The following is a 17,615-nucleotide window of genomic DNA, read 5'->3' as shown; positions in this document are numbered from 1 at the left end:
TGCCGTTGTCGAGGTGGGTGTCGGCGTCCATGACGACCTGGTGGTTGGTGGAGTACCGGTGTACCGGTAGTTCTCAGACCGCTCGGTGATGATGTGGTCGCGGGTGAGAACCGGGGCGCCGTCCACGATCAGCACGGTGCACTCGGTCCACACATTCCGATCGGTACACGCACGATCACCTGATACAAGCGGTTTCGTTGCCCGAGTTCTCAAGCCGCCCTGCGGGACGAGACTTCCTTGTGGGCCCGGCATCCAGCCACACCAGGGCGCCCGCCCGTCGTCGATCCGGATAGGTACCCGTGTCGATGGGCCAGAAGTAGATGAACTTCGAAATATTCCTGCAACCCTATCGCCGGCTAGTAACCAAGCTCAGATTCACCTCAAAAGAATCAAATATCACTTGTGGTGACCATGGCAGGCTGCCAAGATCGTGGGTGACCAGGAGCCTTCTTTGGGAAGCTCTGAGATCGGTGACAGGAGATTCGCATGCGTTCCGTAATGAAGAGGATCGGCATCACCGGAGTTGCAGCCCTTGGTGTTATTGCACTGAGTGCGCCGAGCGCCTCGGCAACGTCCAAGAACGTGGGCAAGGCGATGCTCATCAACCCGAATTGCCGCGTCACGGTATATGTGGACGACCACCAGTACTCTGGCAAAATACGCGCTCAGGCCCACTTCACCTGCACTAAGGGCGACAATCTCTTCACCCCCTACATCAGCATCGACCGCGACAATACTCGCAGCCTGGGGCGGAAGACCGCTGGCATGAAGGTGATCAACACGAGTAGGGGATTCGGGGGTTTCGAGACGACCATTGCGGACAAGTCTGGCACTCAGTGCTACAAGGGCGTGGTGCACATCAAGTACATTGAGCCCGGGGACACTGCGAACCGGTCGCAGATAGTCAAGACGCCGTGCCTCAACACCTGATCATTCTCCGGGGTGATTCCTCAATATCCGAGATAGTGTCATGGTTCTGATAGGCGCCTAGCCTCAGACACCTCTTATGGACCCTGGCTGCCTTCCCAGCAGTCAGGGTCTTTTCGCATGCATTCAATCGGCGTCCGAGCGCGTCTACTGACCTTTGACACGCGGCTGGATTGACGGTGGTGGTGTGTCGAGCAATGACCGGATGCCTCGACGAGGTCGAGGTCGGCGACGTAGTGAGGTCTTCTCGTGCGCCCAGCAGAACAGGAGGTGACACCGTTACGTAGCGGTGTTACTGCTGTTCGGAAGCTCGTCGTCGCCTGCCGGTGGAAGCCCGGTAGCAAGCTGGCGGCGTCGGAGGGAAACGTCCGGCGTCAACAGCCCTGTAACAGGGGGAGCGACGATACGGTCCGTAGCATCACGCGAAGCCTGCAGCGTCGTTACTCAGCCACTCTTCAGGGTGGAACGAGGGAGTGCCGAGCCTGTCGGCGGCGGCTGAATCCTGACCCAGTTTGGGCGGTCGAACTTTGACCCACCGGGTCTGGTTGCTGGTGTTCAGTCTGTGTCGTGTGTGGCGGTGGGGACGCGTCCGAGTTGGCGTCCGCGCATGCGGTAGGAGTCGCCTTTGAGGGAGTGGACCTCGGCGTGGTGGACGAGGCGGTCGATCATGGCGGCGGCCACGGTTTCGTCACCGAAGACTTCGCCCCAGCGTCCGAAGGGTTTGTTGCTCGTGACGATCACGCTCGCTCGCTCGTATCTGTTCGATATGAGCTGGAAGAACAGGTTCGCGGCCTCGGCTTCGAAGGGGATGTAGCCGACCTCGTCGATCACGATCAGCGGGTAGCGGCTGAGTTTGGTGAGCTCGGTCTGGAGGTGTCCGGCGTGATGGGCGGTGGCCAAGCGGTCGACCCATTCGGCGGCGGTGGCGAACGCGACGCGGTGGCCGGCTTGGCAGGCACGGACGGCCAGGCCGATCGCCAGGTGTGTCTTCCCTGTTCCTGGAGGTCCCAGGAATACGGTGTTCTCCTTCGCGGCGATGAAGTCCAACGTGCCCAGATGTGACAGTTGTTGGCGAGTTATGCCGCGCAGATGGGTGACATCGAGTTCCTCGATTGTTTTCATCGCGGGGAAGCGGGCGGACCGGATGCGGGCCTCGCCGCCGTGGGACTCGCGGGCGGAGACCTCCCGCTGGAGGCAGGCGACCAGGAACTCGGTGTGTGTCCAGGTTTCTTTCAAGGCGCGTTCGGCCAGTCGCTCGGCGGCGTCCAGGAGCGCGGGGGCCTTCATCGCCCGGGTCAGGAAGGACAGGTCGGCGGCGGTCTGACGGCCGGTTCGGGGCTTGTCGATGCCGGCCCCGTTGGCGGTGGGTGACATCAGGAGACCTCCGGTTCGTCGTGTCCGCCGCCGCCCTCGATGAGGGTGAACATGCGGTCGTAGCCGTCGAGTTTACGTTGCTCGACCTCGATGAGATCAGCAGCGGCGGCGGCGCCTGTCTGGCGGGTCGCCAGGGGCCGGGAGGTGTGATGGTAGCGGTAGTCGCCGCGCAGGAGGGCTGCGGCGCGGGCGTGGACGGGGTCGGTGATCGTCTGCTGCTTCGCCCAGCAGCGCGGGTGGCGGGCGACTTCCGCCCCGCCGGGGGTGAGGGTGACGATGACCTCGTCGGTGTCCGTGCGGACCTGGACTTTCTTGCCGATGGCCAGGGGGTGCACGGAGTAGTCGCAGGTGTCGACGCGGATGTAGTGGTCGCGGCCGATGCGGGTGGCGAAGCGCCACCAGCGCGGCGGATCGACGGGCGGCAGGGCGAGCATCTGGGCCCGGTCGGCTTCCCACCGGTCGATCGGGCGGGCGCCCAGGGTGCGGTGCTGACGCCGGTTGGCGATGTTGAGCCAGGCGGTGAGCTGGGTGGTGAAGTCGTTTGGTCCGGTGAAGGTGCGGCCGGGCAGGAACGACGTTTCCAGGTAGCCGTTGACCCTCTCCACCAGCCCATTCGCCTCTGGATCGCGAGGCCGGCAGAGATGGATTCGGGTGGCGATCAGGCCCGCGAACGCGGCGAAGTCGCTGGTCACCTTGCCGCGGCCGATGCCGGCCTCGTTGTCCCAGACCAGCATCCGCGGGACCGCGTTCCAGCAGGTCAGCAGCTTCCAGTGTCCGTCGATCAGGTCGCCGGTGGTGCGGGTGGGCAGCATCCGTGCGGCGATGATCCGCGAGTAGCCCGAGACCATGACGAGGACCGGCGGGTGTCCGCTCTGTCCGTAACCCAGCGGGATGTCGGCCGGCGGGAACCACAGATCGCATTGAGCCAGCTCGCCGGGTTGATACGTCGTGCGCGAGACCGGATCGACGGGCAGATAGGCAGGCCGCAACTCGCGGACCCGGTCCTTGAGCACCGTCATGCCCTTCTCCCAGCCGATCCGCTCGGCGATCACGGTCGTGGGCATGGTCGGAGTCTGCTTCAGCAGTTCCCGGATCTGCGGCTCGACCGCGTCGACCACCGAGCCTTTGACCGGGCGGGAGTACACCGGCGGCCGGTCGGTGGCCAGCGCCCGCTTCACGGTGTTCTTCGAGATGCCCAGGTGCCGTGCGATCGCCCTGATCGGCATCTGCTCGGCCCGGTGCAGCCTGCGGATCTCTGCCCAGTCCTCCACGGAAATCACCCTCTTCTCCTGACCTTCGATCAAGATCAGTTTGCTCGGAAGACCACGAAGCGGGTCAGTTTTGATCCGCCGTCAGAGGGTCACAATTCACCCGTCGCCGACAGAGCCTCTCGAAATCGGGGCGAACGCCATGGAAGCGGTGAAGATTCTGGACGGGCAGCCGTGAAGGACTCCCCGGCGTATGAGGCGCGGAACGTATCGAGGGTGGCGGCGGGAACTGGGGAGGCCCTCCCCGACCAGGCGATCCGCTCGTCGTGGAGTTCGGCGAGGACCGCGGTGGCCAGGCGGAGGACTGCGGTCGGGTTGGGGAAGACCTGGACGACGTCGGTGCGGCGTTTGATTTCCCGGTTCAGCCGCTCGAGCGGGTTCGTGGACTGGATCTTCTTCCAGTGCTGGTGGGGGAAGTCCGCGAACGCGGTCAGGTCTTCCTTCGCCTCCAGCAGCATCTCTCTGATCTTGGGGAACTGTCGGCCGAGCATGTCGGCGACGGTGTCGAGCTGGGCGCAGACCGCGTCCACGGTGGGCTGGGCGAAGACGGTGCGGATCGTCGCTGCGACCATCTCCGCCGAGCCTTTCGGGATGGCGGCGAAGACGTTGCGGACGAAATGGACCCGGCAGTGCTGCCAGGCGGCGCCGAGCATGACTTTGCGGATTGCTTTGACCAGGCCGCTGTGGCTGTCGGAGATGACCAGGCGGACGCCACTCAGGCCGCGTTCTCGCAGGTGACGCAGGAACTGGGCCCAGAAAACCTCGGTCTCGCTGTCGCCGACCATGACCCCGACGACTTCGCGGCCGCCGTCCTGGGTGACGCCGGTGGCGATGACGATCGCCTGGGAGACGATGCGGTGGTCGACGCGGGCCTTGACGTAGGTGGCGTCGAGGAACAGGTAGGGGAAGCGGATGTGGTCCAGCGGGCGGGTCCGGAAAGCGTCGAGCTGTTCGTCGAGGTCCGCGCAGATCCGGGGGACCTCGCTCTTGGATATCCCGGTGTCGGAGCCGAGGGCTTTGACGAGGTCGTCGACGGAGCGGGTGGAGACGCCGTGGACGTATGCCTCCATGATGACCGCGTAGAGAGCCTGGTCGATGCGCCGCCGGCGCTCGAGGAGGCTGGGGAAGAAACTTCCGGCCCGCAGTTTCGGGATGGCGAGTTCCAGGTCGCCGGCCTGCGTGGTCATCGTCTTCTCGCGGTGCCCGTTGCACCAGGTGGTGCGGGTGTCGGTGTGTTCGCCCCACTCGGCGCCGATCTTCGTGGTGGCTTCGGCCTCGATCAGTTCCTGCAGCTGCCGCTCGGCGACCTCGCGGACGAGTTCAAGACCATCGGCCGAACGTAGTGACTCAAGCAGGCGAAGTAGGTCATGCTGGGACAAGGCCACCGTGCACCCCCTGGGGTCGAACTGCCCGTTCACTCCGGACAGTTGCACGGTGGTCTGCCAGTTGAGTAGGGAGCAGACACCGGCAGACGGTGCACCCGAGGGAGCAGAACCCGCGCACGCAACCGCGGAGATCCCCTACACCACACAGCGGGACGCCATCCGGGCCGGCTGGGCGTCGGAGGTGGCCGTAGTACCGCTTGCAGCTGGGAGACAACACAACTCCCGGTGAGGGAAGGGCCACTGCTTCGTCGGTGCGTCATGAAGTGAAGGAGGGGCTCGGTGAGTGCCCGTGTGGCTGTTCCCGCCGTCGGGGGACGTACTCCCTCGGACAAGGTCCGTGCCTTGCAGCATGCGCTTTACCGGGCGGCCAAGGCCGGCCCCGGACGGCGGTTCCACGCGCTGGGAGACAAGATCCACCGCAGGGATGTGTTCCGGCGCGCGTGGGTCATGGTGCGTGCCAACAATGGCGCACCGGGCATCGACCGAACCACCCTGGCCCAGGTCGAGGAGCACGGCATCGACCGTCTCCTTGGCGAGTTGGCCGACGAACTGCGGCAGGGGAATTGCCGTCCCTTGCCTGCCCGCCGGGTGTTCATCCCCAAGCCGGGGGTGAAGAACAGCAAAGACCGCTGCCCATCCCGACGGTTCGTGACCGCATCGTGCAGGCCGCGATGAAGATCGTGCTCGAGCCGGTCTTCGAGGCCGACATGCTGCCGTGCAGCTTCGGGTTCCGCCCGAAACGCTCGGCCCACGATGCCCTGCAAGTGCTCATCGATGAGCACCAGCGGGGCAGGCGGTGGGTGGTGGAGACGGACATCGCCGAGTGCTTCTCGGCGATCGCGCACGAGAAGTTTATGCACGCGGTCGAAGGACGCGTCTGTGACCAGTCCGTCCTCAAACTCCTGCGGCAAATTCTCCGCGCCGGAGTGATGGAGGACGGGCAGGTGCGGCGGCCGGTGACCGGGACCCCGCAAGGTGGTGTGATCTCACCGCTGATGTGCAACGTCTATCCACCGGGCTCGACCGGGCATGGGACGAACACGATGGGAGCCTGGTCCGCTATGCCGATGACCTGATCGTGATGTGTTTCTCCCGCAGCCAGGCCGAACGGGCGCTTGCCTGATTGGTCGAACTGCTGGGGGAGTTGGGGCTGAAGCCGAAGGCGGCCAAGACGAGGATCGTGCACCTAAAAGTGGGCGGGGAGGCTTCGACTTCCTCGGATTCCACCACCGCCAGGTCCGCTCCCGAGGGCTGCACGGACGCCCACGTGTCAAGTTCCTCGCCCGCTGGCCCTCGAACCGGGGATGCAGCATGCCAGGGACCGAATCCGGAAGATCACTGCCCGGCGCCGGCTCCTGCTGCATCCACAAGTGATCGTGGAGGACCTCAACTTGTTCCTCCGGGGCTGGATGGCGTACTTCCGGTACGGCCATTCCGCTCGGCGCTTCAGCATGATCGGCCGGTATACCCGGGAGCGTGTCGCGCACTTATCAGCAGAAAGCACCGGCGCAGCCGGGCGTGCGGGAGATGGGTGCTGGCGGTCTCGTCCCCGCGGGATCTCAGCCTGATCAGCCCGTGCGGAACCGTCGTTGCACCCAGGGCGGGCAAGCCCTGGCGGGAGAGACCTAATGCCGCCGGTGAACGGCGTCGGTGAGCCGTGTGCGGGAGCACCGCATGCGCGGTTCGAAGCGGCGGGGGCTGGAAACGGAGCGGACGTACTCCGTCACCGCGCCAGCCCCCGACCCTACAGTGAAGATCACTTCCAGTGGTGGTTGAGAGTGAGGGCGGCGCGGGCTATGTCGCCGATGACTGGGGCTCAGGGTGACGCGCTTCAGCGTGCGCCAGCGTTCCTTGAGCTCGGCGGCGGTGCGCTCGCCGAGGGAGCGAAGGTCTCTGATCAGGGAATTCGTGATGCGCGTGTCGGCGTCCAGGGCTCGTTCCGACTTCCCTTTCGGGAGGCGGACCGGGACGCGGATGCCGATACCGGCACCGATGTAGCCCTTGTCGGCCAGGGTCGGCAGGCCGTCGGCCGCCGCCTTGTACAGCGCGGGCAGGACGTGCAGCCGGGCGGCGGTGATGTCCGGGGTGGAGCCCGGCTCGACGTCGGAGACCCACAACGGGGTGCCGTTCGGGGCGGACAGGAACTGGACGTTGCCGCCGAAGCCCTTGTGTTTCTGGCTGAAGCACAGGTCGTTGCCGTTGTCCCGGGTGCCGGCGAGGCGGTCGCTTTCGACGAGCATGCCGTCGAGGATCACGTGGCTAATCTCCTCCTCGCGGCAGCGGTCCAACACCTCGTGCAGGTCCGGTGCTTGGGTCGCGAGGACGTCGATGCCCTCGTGGAGGTAGCGGTAGCCGGTGGCCTGCGAGACGCCAGCGTCTCTGGCCAGGCAGTGCACACAACCGCGCTCACGGAACCAGCGCAGCGTACCAGGACCGCCTGGCGGAAGGTGCCCAGGGCTCGCGAGCCGAGCGGGGTGTTGAGGCCGCGACGGTGCACGGCGAGCAGCCGGGAGAGGTGCACCACGATGTGGCGGGGGACGTCGAGCACGGCAGCATAGGTGACCAACGTGAAGCCTCTGGTTCTACGGACGATCTTGTGGTGAGAACCGTCCGACCAGGGGTTTCACGTCTGTCCGCAGCTGGGGCCCCGAAGTGAATTTCGCTGAGAAAACCTCAGTGGCGAGCGACCTTTGGCACGGATCATTGCAGGCGGCCGCGACAGGGGTGGGAGTACGGCCACCTGATCGACAACCGCACAGACCAGTGGCCCCTCTGGCTCCGCCAAGGGCCCGAGGGATGGCGCTCGGAACTCGTGTCCGCCCTGCGGCGCGGTGACCAGTTTGATGGAGGGGACGAGGCCCGGTGGACTGCTGCAGGGCTAGTGCTCCAGCAGGACTTCGCTGTCTGACCTGGTCTTTCGCCGGGTGGCGGGAGTGTAGCGGGACTTCGGTCGTGCGGGGGCGGTCTCACGGAGACCGCCCCTCGATCGTGCGACAACGCCGCAGGTAGTGACAGCGGCGGGGCAGCCTCCGAGAGTGATCACCGAGTCTGCCGCCGCGCAGCGGGACCTCGAACTGGACGATCTCTTCCTGACCATCGGGCACCGCTTCGGCCGAGTCGAGCTCCGCCGCCGCATGGGGGACTACGTGCGCGGGCTGCTCGCCCCGGTCGCCCGCAGGAACAGCTGGCAGCTGGCGGAACAGGCCGGCCATCGCACGCCCGACGGCCTGCAGCACCTCCTCGCCGGATCGAAGTGGGAGCCTGATGAAATACGCGACGACCTGCAGGAATACGTCGCCGGCAAGCTTGGCGAGAACGACGGCGTGCTGATCATCGACGACACCGGGTTCATCAAGAAGGGCACCACCTCGGCCGGGGTCCAGCGCCAGTACTCCGGAACCGCAGGCCGGACCGAGAACTGCCAGATCGGCGTCTTCGCCGCCTATGCCTCCGCCTGCGGCAGGGCCCTGGTCGACCGCGAGCTCTACCTCCCGAAGTCCTGGACTGAGGACCGGGAACGCTGCCGCGCCGCAAGGATCCCCGACGAGCGGGAGTTCGCCACCAAGGGCGAACTGGCCCGGCATATGGTGCTGCGGGCCCTCGCCTCGTCGCTGCCCATTGCCTGGGTCACCGCGGATTCCGCCTACGGTCAGGACACCCGGTTCCGCCGGCTGCTGGAACAGTCGGGTGTCGGCTACGTGCTGGCCGTCCCCAAGTCCCAGTTCAGCGTGGGCTGTTCGCGGATCGAGGGTCTGTTCGCGCAGGCACCCGCCGAGGCGTGGGAGAAGATCTCGTGCGGCGACGGCGCGAAGGGGCCCCGCGTCTATCACTGGGCGGCGGTGCGGCTGCCGGCCGTCACCGAGTTCGACTACCAGGGCGAGGTCCCCCACCGGATGCGGTGGGCACTGGCCCGGCGCAGCATCAGCAAGCCCGGCGAGATCGCCTACTACCTCGCCTATACGCCCCTGGAGACCACGGTCCAGGAGTTGGTGCGGGTCGCCGGGGCACGCTGGTCGATCGAGGAGTGCTTCCAGGCCGCGAAGAACGAATGTGGCCTGGACCAGTACGAAGTTCGCCGCTATGTGGGCTGGTATCGGCACATCACTTTGGCCATGCTCGCGCACGCCTTCCTGGCCGCCGCCGCACGCGAGTCCTGGGAAAGAGGGGCGCAACCAGTGGGGCGGCCGGGGTCATCGAGCTCACAGTGGCGGAGGTTCGGCGACTCCTGGCAGCTTGTCGTGTCCGACCCCCGCACCTGAGCGGACACCGCGGACGACATCACGCGCTGAGCTGGTCGAACTGGCGCCGCCGACGCCAAGCAGTTGCCCGCCGCTGTCACTACCTGCGGCGTTGTCGCACGATCGAGGGGCGGTCTCCGTGAGACCGCCCCCGCACGACCGAAGTCCCGCTACACTCCCGCCACCCGGCGAAAGACCAGGTCAGACAGCGAAGTCCTGCTGGAGTACTAAGTGACACCTGACCTGGCTTGCTGAGAGGCGGCCTGGAAGGATGCTGCAGTGCCCAAGCCGTGTCCGAAGGAGTTCCGCGAGGACGTCGTGCGGGTCGCGTGCAGCCGCGAGCCCGGCGTCACGCTGGAACAGATTGCCGCCGACTTCGGCGTCCACCCGATCACGCTGTCGAAGTGGCTGCGCCGTGCCGACACCGATGAGGGTGCCAGGCCCGCGACAGCGTCGGGTGAGTCGGCTGAACTGCGCGAGGCCCGCAAGCGCATCCGGCTGCTGGAGCAAGAGAACGAAGTCCTCAGGAGGGCTGCGGCGTATCTGTCGCAGGCGAACCTGCCGTCGTAATGATCTACCCGCTCGTCCGCGAGCCGACCACCGCCGCTGCCCCCCACCGGGTGCCGGTGGCGGTGACGTGCCGGGTGCTCGGGCTGGCCCGCCAGCCCTACTACCGGTGGCTGGCCTCACCGGTCACCGGTTCAGTGCTCGCCGAGGCATACCAGGCCAACGCACTGTTCGACGCGCATCGCGACGATCCCGAGTTCGGTCACCGCTTCCTTCTCAACGAGGCCCAGGCCGCCGGTGAGTCGATGGCTGAGCAGACCGCCCGGCGGATCCATGGGCCGGGTCGGTGCGGCCGGCGACAACGCGGTGATGGACAGCTTCTTCGCGCTGCTGCAGAAGGACGTCCTTGACCGCCGAACCTGGGCCACCCGCCAGGAACTGCGGATCGCGATCGTCACCTGGATCGAGCGTACCTACCGCCGACGCCGACGTCAGAAACGCCTGTCCCGATTGACCCCCGTCAAGTACGAGACCATCATGACCCCAGCCGCAACCCTGGCTGCATAGCCTCGCCTCGACATGGCTTGGCCCGCCGGAATTCCGCCGGGCCACACCCACGTCGTACGGCAGCCGCGCACTACTGGCCTGCGCCGGTCTTGTAGGTGCCGCCGACCTCCGCGGCGTTGAGGTCGGTGACTTCCTCCGCGCCCACGACCGCGCCCGTGCTTTTCTTGCTGCGCCTGAGCCTCGCCTCCAACCAGCTGGCGAAGCTGGTCAGAGCAAAGTTCAACGCAATGAAGATCACGGCCACGATGGTGAAACTGGCAATGGTGTTGGCGCCGTAGTAGGCGCTCATCGTGTTTGCGGAGGCGAGAAGCTCGGAGAAGGTGAGGACGGCGCCGCCGAGGGCGGTGTCCTTCACGATGACGACGAGCTGGCTGACGATGGCCGGCAGCATCGCGGTAACCGCCTGCGGCAGCAGGATCGACCGCATCACCTGGCCCTTGCGCAGGCCGATCGCCATCGCACTCTCGGCCTGGCCCCTGGGCAGTGCCAGGATCCCGGCTCGGACGATTTCCGCCAGGACCGATGCGTTGTACAGCACCAGGCCCGTGACGACCGCGTACAGCGGACGGTCGTCCGAGCTGACGCTGGTGTACTCGGAGAAGAGGGCGAGACCGAAAATCATCAGGACCAGCACGGGGATGGACCGGAAGAACTCGACCACGATCGAGGCCGGGACGCGGACCCAGGCATGGTCCGACAGCCGGGCGATGCCGAGGACGGCTCCGAGCGGCATCGCGATGATCACCGCGAGGGCCGCAGCCTTCAGAGTGTTCTGCAGGCCTGGCCAGATGTACGTCGACCAGGCTTCTGTGCCGGTGAAGAACATCTCCCACTTGGCCCACTCGAGCTGGCCCTTGTCCGCGAGCGTGCTGATGACCCACCACAGTACGGCTGCGAAGGCGACCAGGAAGAGGGCCGTGAAGAGGACGTTGCGCCGCTTGGCACGGGGCCCCTGCGCGTCGTAGAGAATAGAGCTCATCGCTTCACCGCCACCTTCTTGCCCACCCAGCCGAGGAACAGTCCGGTCGGCAGCGTCAGAACCACGAACACAGCGGCGACGACCGCGGAGATCAGCAACAGCTGTGCCTCGTTCTCGATCATCTCCTTCATCAGCAGCGCCGTCTCCGCGACACCGATGGCGGCGGCCACCGTGGTGTTCTTGATGAGCGCGATCAGGACGTTCGCCAAAGGCACGACGGAGGAACGGAACGCCTGAGGCAGGATCACATGCCGCAGCACCTGGCCGAAGCTGAGCCCGATCGCCCTGGCCGCCTCCGCCTGGCCGACGGGCACCGTGTTGATGCCGGATCGCAGCGCCTCGCACACGAAGGCCGAGGTGTAGAGGATCAGACCGAGAACGGCGAGCCGGAAGTTGATCGTCTCGAAGTTGCCTTCGGCGCCCAGCGTGATCTGCAGGGTTTGGTTCAGGCCCAGCGACGCGAACAGGATGATCACGGTCAGCGGGATATTCCGCACGATATTCACGTACGCGGTTCCGAAGCCGCGCATCAACGGGACGGGGCCGACGCGCATCGCCGCAAGTACGGTGCCCCAAATCAGGGAGCCGACGGCCGAGAGCACAGCGAGCTGCACTGTCGTCCAGATGGCTCCCGCCAGGTCGTAATCCTGAAGAAAGTCGAACACGATCTCCCGCGCTTCCGCGTGTAGGGATGTCTGCCCCGTCGCGCCGCCCTCCGGAAGGGGCGGCGCGACGGGGCAGGCTCAGGCTCAGCTCTTGACGTCGCCGATCTTCGGCGCCTGCTCGTTCTTGTAGTTGGCCGGGCCGAAGTTGTCCTTGACCGCCTGGTCCCAGGCGCCGTCGGCAACCATGGCCTCGAGGGCGTCGTTGATCTTGTCCTTGAGGTCGCTGCCCTTCTTGACGCCGATGCCGTAATTCTCGTTGGTCATCTTGAAGCCGCCCAGCTTGAACTTGCCTTCGAACTGCGACTGCGAGGCGTAGCCGGCGAGGATCGAGTCATCCGTGGTCAGGGCGTCGATGGCGCCGTTCTGAAGCCCTGTCAGGCAGGCGGAGTAGGTCGGGTAGTTCTGCAGCTGAGCCTTGGGGGCCAGCTTCTCCTTGACGTTCTGCGCTGAGGTGGAGCCGGTGACCGAGCAGAGCTTCGCGTCGTTCAGGTCCTCCGGCGACTTGATCTTGTCGTCGTCGGCACGGAGCAGCACGTCCTGGTGGGCGAGCAGGTAGGGGCCGGCGAAGTCGACCTTCTCCTGGCGCTCCGGGGTGATCGAGTAGGTGGCCGCGATGAAGTCGACGTCACCGCGCTGCAGCATGGTCTCGCGGTCGGCGCTCTTCGACTCCTTCCACTCGATCTGGTCCTCGTCGTACCCGAGCTTCTCGGCGACATACGTGGCGACGTCCACGTCGAAGCCCTCGTAGCCCTGAGGCGTCTTCTGGCCGAGGCCCGGCTGGTCGTACTTGATACCGACGGTGATCTTCTCGCCACCGCCCGAGGAGGACGAGTCGCTGTCCTTGCTGTCGTCGCCGCCACAGGCGGTCGCGGTCAGGGCGAGAGCGAACACGGCGGCCGAGGCGGCGGTGACCTTGCGGAGCTTCATGGTGCACATCCTTTGACTGGTGAAATGACGCGGTCCGGTCCAGGTCCGGTGACGCGAGTCGTCAGGGCGCGAGGCGCGCTGTCAGTGGTGCAGGATCTTCGACAGGAAGTCCTTGGCGCGGTCGCTGCGCGGGTTGCTGAAGAACTGATCCGGCGAAGCCTCTTCGACGATGCGGCCGTCTGCCATGAACACCACACGATTGGCCGCCGAACGCGCGAATCCCATCTCGTGGGTGACGACGATCATGGTCATGCCGTCGCGGGCGAGCTGCTGCATGACCTCGAGCACCTCGTTGATCATCTCCGGGTCGAGAGCCGACGTCGGCTCGTCGAAGAGCATGACCTTGGGCTCCATCGCCAGGGCGCGCGCGATGGCGACTCGCTGCTGCTGGCCGCCGGAGAGCTGCGCGGGGTACTTCTCGGCCTGCGCGCTCACACCGACCCGGTCGAGCAGGGCGCGGGCCCGCTCCTCGGCCGCCTTCTTGTCCTTCCTGCGGACCTTGACCTGGCCCAGTGTCACGTTCTCCAGCACGGTCTTGTGCGCGAAGAGGTTGAAGGACTGGAAGACCATGCCCACGTCGGCCCGCAGCCGGGCGAGCTCCTTGCCCTCGTGGGGCAGCGGCTTGCCGTCGATCGTGATCGACCCGTCGTCGATCGTCTCCAGCCGGTTGATGGTGCGGCACAGGGTGGACTTGCCGGACCCGGAGGGTCCGATGACCACGACGACTTCGCCGCGGGCGATCGTCAGATCGATGTCCTGAAGTACGTGCAACGCGCCGAAGTGCTTGTTGACGCTCTTCAGGACGACCAGATCGCCGGTCGCGGCCTCGTCCTTCTTGGCCACCGATACTTCGGTCATCGCTCTCGGGCTCCGTCCTCCTCGGTTCCGGAGGACAGTAGTAATCCTCCAGACCTGCGTCATTACATCTGAGGGGAATCTGAGCATCACGATCCGATAGCAATCGGACACCTGCCGTAGCACTTGTGAGCAGGGCTCATTGCGGCGGGGTAACGGTACGAAAGCGGAACCGGAACCCTCTTGACGTCATCCTCACCCATCAGCGTCACTGCAGGGTGCGCACGCGCGGGTGCGCGCGCTTTTGTACATGGAGAGATCGTACGGCCGATGAACCGAAGGGGGCCCTGGTGAGACTGCTTCTTGTCGAGGACGACAACCACGTCGCCGCAGCCCTGTCGGCGGTGCTGGCGCGGCACGGATTCGACGTCACCCACGCGCGCAGCGGCGAGGAGGCCCTCCAGGCGCTGGTTCCCGAGGGCGACGGCTTCGGCGTGGTCCTGCTCGACCTGGGGCTGCCCGACCAGGACGGTTACGAGGTCTGCGGAAAGATCCGCAAACGCACCGCCACGCCGGTGATCATGGTCACCGCGCGGGCCGACGTCCGCTCCCGTATCCACGGGCTCAACCTCGGGGCCGACGACTACGTGGTCAAGCCCTACGACACGGGTGAGCTGCTCGCGCGGATCCACGCAGTCAGCCGGCGCAACGTCCACGAGGAGGCCACCGGCAGCACGGAGACGGAACTGCGCCTCGGGCGGGTCCGCATCGAGCTGCCGACCCGCCAGGTCAGCGTGAACGGTTCGGCGGTGCAGCTGACCCGCAAGGAATTCGATCTGCTCGCCCTGCTCGCCCAGCGGCCGGGAGTCGTCTTCCGCCGGGAACAGATCATCAGCGAGGTGTGGCGCACCAGCTGGGAGGGGACCGGACGCACCCTGGAGGTGCACGTCGCCTCCCTGCGCGCCAAGCTGCGGATGCCCGCCCTCATCGAGACCGTGCGCGGCGTCGGCTACCGGCTCGTCGCCCCCACGGCCTAGCGGGGCCGGGCCGGGTGCACACGCGTCTGCTTCCGCTGCTCATCATCCTGATGGCGGCCGTGCTGCTCGCCCTCGGCATCCCGCTGGCCGTCAGTCTCGCCGGTGCGCAGCAGCAGCGGGTCATCGTCGACCGGATCGACGACACGGCGCGCTTCGCGGCCCTCGCCCAGTTCGTCACCGAGCCCGCCGACCCGTCCGCCGGGGACATCAACGAGCGCCGGGAGACGCTCAGCAGCGAGCTCCGCAGCTACCACCGGGTCTACGGCATCCGCGCGGGCGTCTACTACCGCAACGACTCGCCCATGGCGCACGCCCCGGCCGACTGGTTCCTGCCCCGTACGGGTGAGGTGCGCGACGCCTTCGAGGAGGCCCTGCTCAGCCGCCGCAGCCACGATCCCGAACAGGTCTGGCCCTGGCAGCGGCGCAGTCTGGTGGTGGCCTCACCGGTCATCCGGGACGGTGACGTCGTCGCGGTCGTGGTCACGGACTCGCCGACCGGGCAGATGCGCTCCCGCATCCTGCACGGCTGGCTGGTCATCGCCGCGGGGGAGGCGGCCGCGATGCTGCTGGCCGTCGGGGCGGCCCTGCGGCTGGCCGGCTGGGTGCTCAGACCCGTACGGGTCCTGGACGCCACCACGCACGACATCGCCACCGGGCGGCTGAAGTCCAGGGTCGCTGCGGCGGGCGGACCGCCGGAGCTCAGACGGCTCGCCCGGTCGTTCAACGAGATGGCGGACAACGTCGAGAGCGTGCTGGAGCAGCAGCGGGCCTTCGTCGCGGACGCCTCGCACCAGCTGCGCAACCCGCTTTCGGCGCTGCTGCTGCGCATCGAGCTGCTGGCCCTGGAGCTGCCCGAGGGCAATGCGGAGATCGCCTCCGTCCAGGCCGAGGGCAAGCGCCTGGCGCAGGTCCTGGACGATCTGCTCGATCTGGCGCTCGCCGAGCACAGCGAGCCCGACCTCCGGATCGCCGACATCGGCGCCCTGGCCGCCGAGCGCGTCGCGGCCTGGTCGCCGACCGCCGAGGCCAAGGGCGTCCGGCTGACCGGCGTCTGCCCCCCGACCACGGCGTGGGCCGACCCCGTCGCGCTGTCCAGCGTGCTCGACGCGGTCGTCGACAACGCGGTGAAGTTCACGCCCGAGGGGGAGACCGTCGAGGTGAGGGTCGCCTCCAACGGCGACACCGCCACCGTCGTCGTCACCGACGACGGCCCGGGACTGACCGACGACGAGCTGACCCGTGTCGGCGACCGTTTCTGGCGCAGCGGCCGGCACCAGAACATCAAGGGGTCGGGCCTCGGTCTGTCCATCTCCCGCGCCCTGCTCGCGGCGGGCGGCGGCTCGATCGCGTACGAGCGTCACGAGCCGCACGGGCTGCGGGTGACGGTGACCGTGCCGAGGAACGCACCCGCGGGTGAGCCGACGGCTCAGGGCTTGACCGACCGGTAGTAGCGGCGCGCGCCCTCGTGCAGCCGCAGCGGATCGGTGTAGATCGCGGTGCGTACGTCCACCAGCTGGGCGGAGTGGACGTGCGCGCCGATGCGGTCACGGCTCCTGAGCACGATCCTGGTCAGCCACTCGGTGAGCCGCGGATCGGTGTCCGCCCGGGTGATCAGGAGGTTGGACACCGCCATCGTCGGGACGGCCGACCCGAGCTGACTGCCCGGGTAGGCGGACTCCGGCATGTTCGTGGCGCGGTAGTAGCGCGTGGCGCCGCCCTGCGCGTGCAGCTTCGCGACCAGCTCGGCCTCGATCGGTACGAACCGCAGCGCGGACTGTTCGGCGAGCGTCTTCAGGCCGTCGGTGGGCAGCCCGCCGGACCAGAAGAAGGCGTCCAGACCGTGTCCCAGCCGCCCCGGCCCGGTGTCGATGCCGTCAGAGGAGGGCCTGATGTCGGTCTCCGGGTCGATGCCGGCTGCCGTGAGCACCCGGTTGGCGATGAGCCGGACCCCCGACTTGGGCGACCCTATGGCGACCCGCTTGCCCCGCAGATCCCCGACGGAGCGGATACCGGAGTCGGGTGCGACCGCGAGCTGCACATAGTCGTCGTACAGGCGGGCCACCCCGCGCAGTCCGTCGGCGCCCCGCCGGTGGTTCAGCCGGTACGTCTCCACGGCGTCGGCCGCGGCGATCGCGAAGTCGGCCTGGCCCGTCGCCACCCGGCGCACGTTCTCCTGCGAGCCGTCACTCGTCTCCAGCCGGACCTCGAGGTCCGGCATGTGCCTGTCGAGCGAGGAGCGCAGCAGCTCGCCGTACTTCTGATAGACGCCCGCGCGGGTGCCCGTGCTCAGGGTGACCGCCCCGCCGGGCGGCTCCTCGCCCCAGGGCGCCAGCCACCACAGCAGCAGTCCGAGCGCCACGACGGCGGCGGCCGCGCCCCGCAGGGCACGTCGCCTGCCGAGCCGGGACAGCGCGTGGGACATGCGCGTGATCCTGCCAGCCCGTCTCTCCGCTGACCAGGGCGGAACTCACACGACGGGGCGCCGCGGTCGCGCCGGTACAGTCGCGGCATGAGTGCTTCTCCTGCCGATCTGGTGCGTGAGTTCCACCGTGCGTTCGGGCTGGGCACCCGGGACGCACCCTCCGAGGTCCCGCCGGACCTCGCCGCCCACCGGGGTGAACTGCTCGCCGAGGAGGCCAGGGAGGTGGCGGAGGTGGCGGTGACCGGACCGCTCGACCGGCTCGCGCACGAACTGGCGGACGTCGTCTACGTCGCGTACGGCACGGCGCTGGTCCACGGCGTCGACCTCGACGCCGTCATCGCCGAGATCCACCGCTCCAACATGACCAAACTCGGTCCCGGCGGGGAGGTCAGCCGGCGCCCCGACGGCAAGGTCCTTAAGGGCGATCACTACGAGGCTCCGGACGTCGCGGCGGTGCTGCGCCGGCAGGGATGGACACCCCGCGCGGAGGCCTGACCGGGCCAGGCCGCCGACAGGGTGCCCAC

General features: G+C 67.3%; 16 protein-coding genes and 3 pseudogenes. 9 read left to right on the top strand and 10 right to left on the bottom strand.

Annotation, left to right across the window (positions count from 1 at the left end):
* Window positions 1-10: 10 nt before the first annotated feature.
* Window positions 11-135: pseudogene (locus HTV45_RS15780) on the bottom strand (IS5/IS1182 family transposase); the annotation flags it as partial.
* A 351-nt stretch (window positions 136-486) separates the two neighbouring features.
* On the opposite strand from HTV45_RS15780, the gene HTV45_RS15775 reads away from it, so the two are divergent.
* Window positions 487-930 carry a hypothetical protein gene (locus HTV45_RS15775; RefSeq protein ID WP_215206408.1) on the top strand — a complete coding sequence of 148 codons (444 nt, stop codon included), beginning with the start codon at window positions 487-489 and terminating at the stop codon, window positions 928-930.
* A gap of 552 nt (window positions 931-1,482) precedes the next feature.
* On the opposite strand, the gene istB is transcribed toward HTV45_RS15775, so the two are convergent.
* The 3 genes and pseudogenes from istB to HTV45_RS15760 all read right to left on the bottom strand — a co-directional run.
* Complete coding sequence (gene istB, locus HTV45_RS15770) at window positions 1,483-2,301, bottom strand: IS21-like element helper ATPase IstB (protein ID WP_215206407.1); 819 nt, start codon at window positions 2,299-2,301, stop codon at window positions 1,483-1,485.
* Entirely contained in the window at window positions 2,301-3,581 is a 1,281-nt protein-coding gene (gene istA / locus HTV45_RS15765; protein ID WP_215206406.1) for an IS21 family transposase, read from the bottom strand. Before istA ends, istB begins: the two co-directional genes overlap by 1 nt.
* A 248-nt stretch (window positions 3,582-3,829) precedes the next feature.
* Window positions 3,830-4,954 (bottom strand): annotated as a pseudogene (locus tag HTV45_RS15760) (IS256 family transposase); the annotation flags it as partial.
* A 342-nt stretch (window positions 4,955-5,296) separates the two neighbouring features.
* Here HTV45_RS15760 and HTV45_RS34270 point away from each other — a divergent pair.
* The 3 genes from HTV45_RS34270 to HTV45_RS35220 all read left to right on the top strand — a co-directional run bounded on the left by HTV45_RS34270 (window position 5,297) and on the right by HTV45_RS35220 (window position 6,522).
* Window positions 5,297-5,629, top strand: coding sequence for a hypothetical protein (locus HTV45_RS34270; RefSeq protein ID WP_251692148.1), 333 nt, complete (start codon window positions 5,297-5,299; stop codon window positions 5,627-5,629).
* Window positions 5,626-6,030 carry a reverse transcriptase domain-containing protein gene (locus HTV45_RS15755; protein WP_251692147.1) on the top strand — a complete coding sequence of 135 codons (405 nt, stop codon included), beginning with the start codon at window positions 5,626-5,628 and terminating at the stop codon, window positions 6,028-6,030. Before HTV45_RS34270 ends, HTV45_RS15755 begins: the two co-directional genes overlap by 4 nt.
* Window positions 6,031-6,258: 228 nt before the next feature.
* Complete coding sequence (locus HTV45_RS35220) at window positions 6,259-6,522, top strand: group II intron maturase-specific domain-containing protein (RefSeq protein WP_215206405.1); 264 nt, start codon at window positions 6,259-6,261, stop codon at window positions 6,520-6,522.
* Window positions 6,523-6,579: 57 nt separating this feature from the next.
* Here HTV45_RS35220 and HTV45_RS15745 read toward each other — a convergent pair whose 3' ends face one another.
* Entirely contained in the window at window positions 6,580-7,350 is a 771-nt protein-coding gene (locus HTV45_RS15745) for a transposase family protein (RefSeq protein WP_215206404.1), read from the bottom strand.
* Window positions 7,351-8,028: 678 nt separating this feature from the next.
* On the opposite strand from HTV45_RS15745, the gene HTV45_RS15740 reads away from it, so the two are divergent.
* Window positions 8,029-9,213: an IS701 family transposase gene (locus HTV45_RS15740; protein ID WP_251692162.1), complete on the top strand. Its 1,185-nt coding sequence runs from the start codon at window positions 8,029-8,031 to the stop codon at window positions 9,211-9,213.
* A gap of 258 nt (window positions 9,214-9,471) precedes the next feature.
* Window positions 9,472-10,266: pseudogene (locus HTV45_RS15735) on the top strand (transposase).
* Window positions 10,267-10,336: 70 nt separating this feature from the next.
* Here HTV45_RS15735 and HTV45_RS15730 read toward each other — a convergent pair.
* The 4 genes from HTV45_RS15730 to HTV45_RS15715 form a co-directional block, all read right to left on the bottom strand.
* The gene (locus tag HTV45_RS15730) at window positions 10,337-11,245 is read right to left on the bottom strand and encodes an amino acid ABC transporter permease (protein ID WP_215206402.1); all 909 of its coding nucleotides are present in this window, start codon (window positions 11,243-11,245) and stop codon (window positions 10,337-10,339) included.
* Entirely contained in the window at window positions 11,242-11,910 is a 669-nt protein-coding gene (locus tag HTV45_RS15725; protein WP_215206401.1) for an amino acid ABC transporter permease, read from the bottom strand. The genes HTV45_RS15730 and HTV45_RS15725 overlap by 4 nt, the downstream gene beginning before the upstream one ends.
* Window positions 11,911-11,994: 84 nt before the next feature.
* Window positions 11,995-12,837 (bottom strand): glutamate ABC transporter substrate-binding protein, encoded by an 843-nt coding sequence (locus HTV45_RS15720; RefSeq protein ID WP_215206400.1) that lies wholly within the window; start codon window positions 12,835-12,837, stop codon window positions 11,995-11,997.
* Between the two features lie 81 nt (window positions 12,838-12,918).
* Window positions 12,919-13,695, bottom strand: coding sequence for an amino acid ABC transporter ATP-binding protein (locus HTV45_RS15715; RefSeq protein ID WP_215206399.1), 777 nt, complete (start codon window positions 13,693-13,695; stop codon window positions 12,919-12,921).
* Window positions 13,696-13,982: 287 nt separating this feature from the next.
* On the opposite strand from HTV45_RS15715, the gene HTV45_RS15710 reads away from it, so the two are divergent.
* Both HTV45_RS15710 and HTV45_RS15705 read left to right on the top strand, forming a co-directional pair.
* Window positions 13,983-14,669, top strand: coding sequence for a response regulator transcription factor (locus HTV45_RS15710; protein ID WP_215206398.1), 687 nt, complete (start codon window positions 13,983-13,985; stop codon window positions 14,667-14,669).
* Window positions 14,670-14,683: 14 nt separating this feature from the next.
* On the top strand, window positions 14,684-16,117 hold the full coding sequence (locus tag HTV45_RS15705) for a HAMP domain-containing sensor histidine kinase (protein WP_215206397.1): 1,434 nt from the start codon (window positions 14,684-14,686) through the stop codon (window positions 16,115-16,117).
* On the opposite strand, the gene HTV45_RS15700 is transcribed toward HTV45_RS15705, so the two are convergent.
* Window positions 16,096-17,091 carry a TAXI family TRAP transporter solute-binding subunit gene (locus tag HTV45_RS15700; RefSeq protein ID WP_215206396.1) on the bottom strand — a complete coding sequence of 332 codons (996 nt, stop codon included), beginning with the start codon at window positions 17,089-17,091 and terminating at the stop codon, window positions 16,096-16,098. The two genes, HTV45_RS15705 and HTV45_RS15700, sit on opposite strands and share 22 nt — an antisense overlap.
* 87 nt (window positions 17,092-17,178) lie before the next feature.
* On the opposite strand from HTV45_RS15700, the gene HTV45_RS15695 reads away from it, so the two are divergent.
* Entirely contained in the window at window positions 17,179-17,586 is a 408-nt protein-coding gene (locus HTV45_RS15695; RefSeq protein WP_215206395.1) for a MazG nucleotide pyrophosphohydrolase domain-containing protein, read from the top strand.
* Window positions 17,587-17,615: the final 29 nt, after the last annotated feature.

Source organism: Streptomyces sp. CHD11 (assembly GCF_018638295.1).
GTDB lineage: Bacteria > Actinomycetota > Actinomycetes > Streptomycetales > Streptomycetaceae > Streptomyces.
Note: the sequence above shows the minus strand (reverse complement) of the source record. Positions and strands in the feature narration are given on the sequence as shown.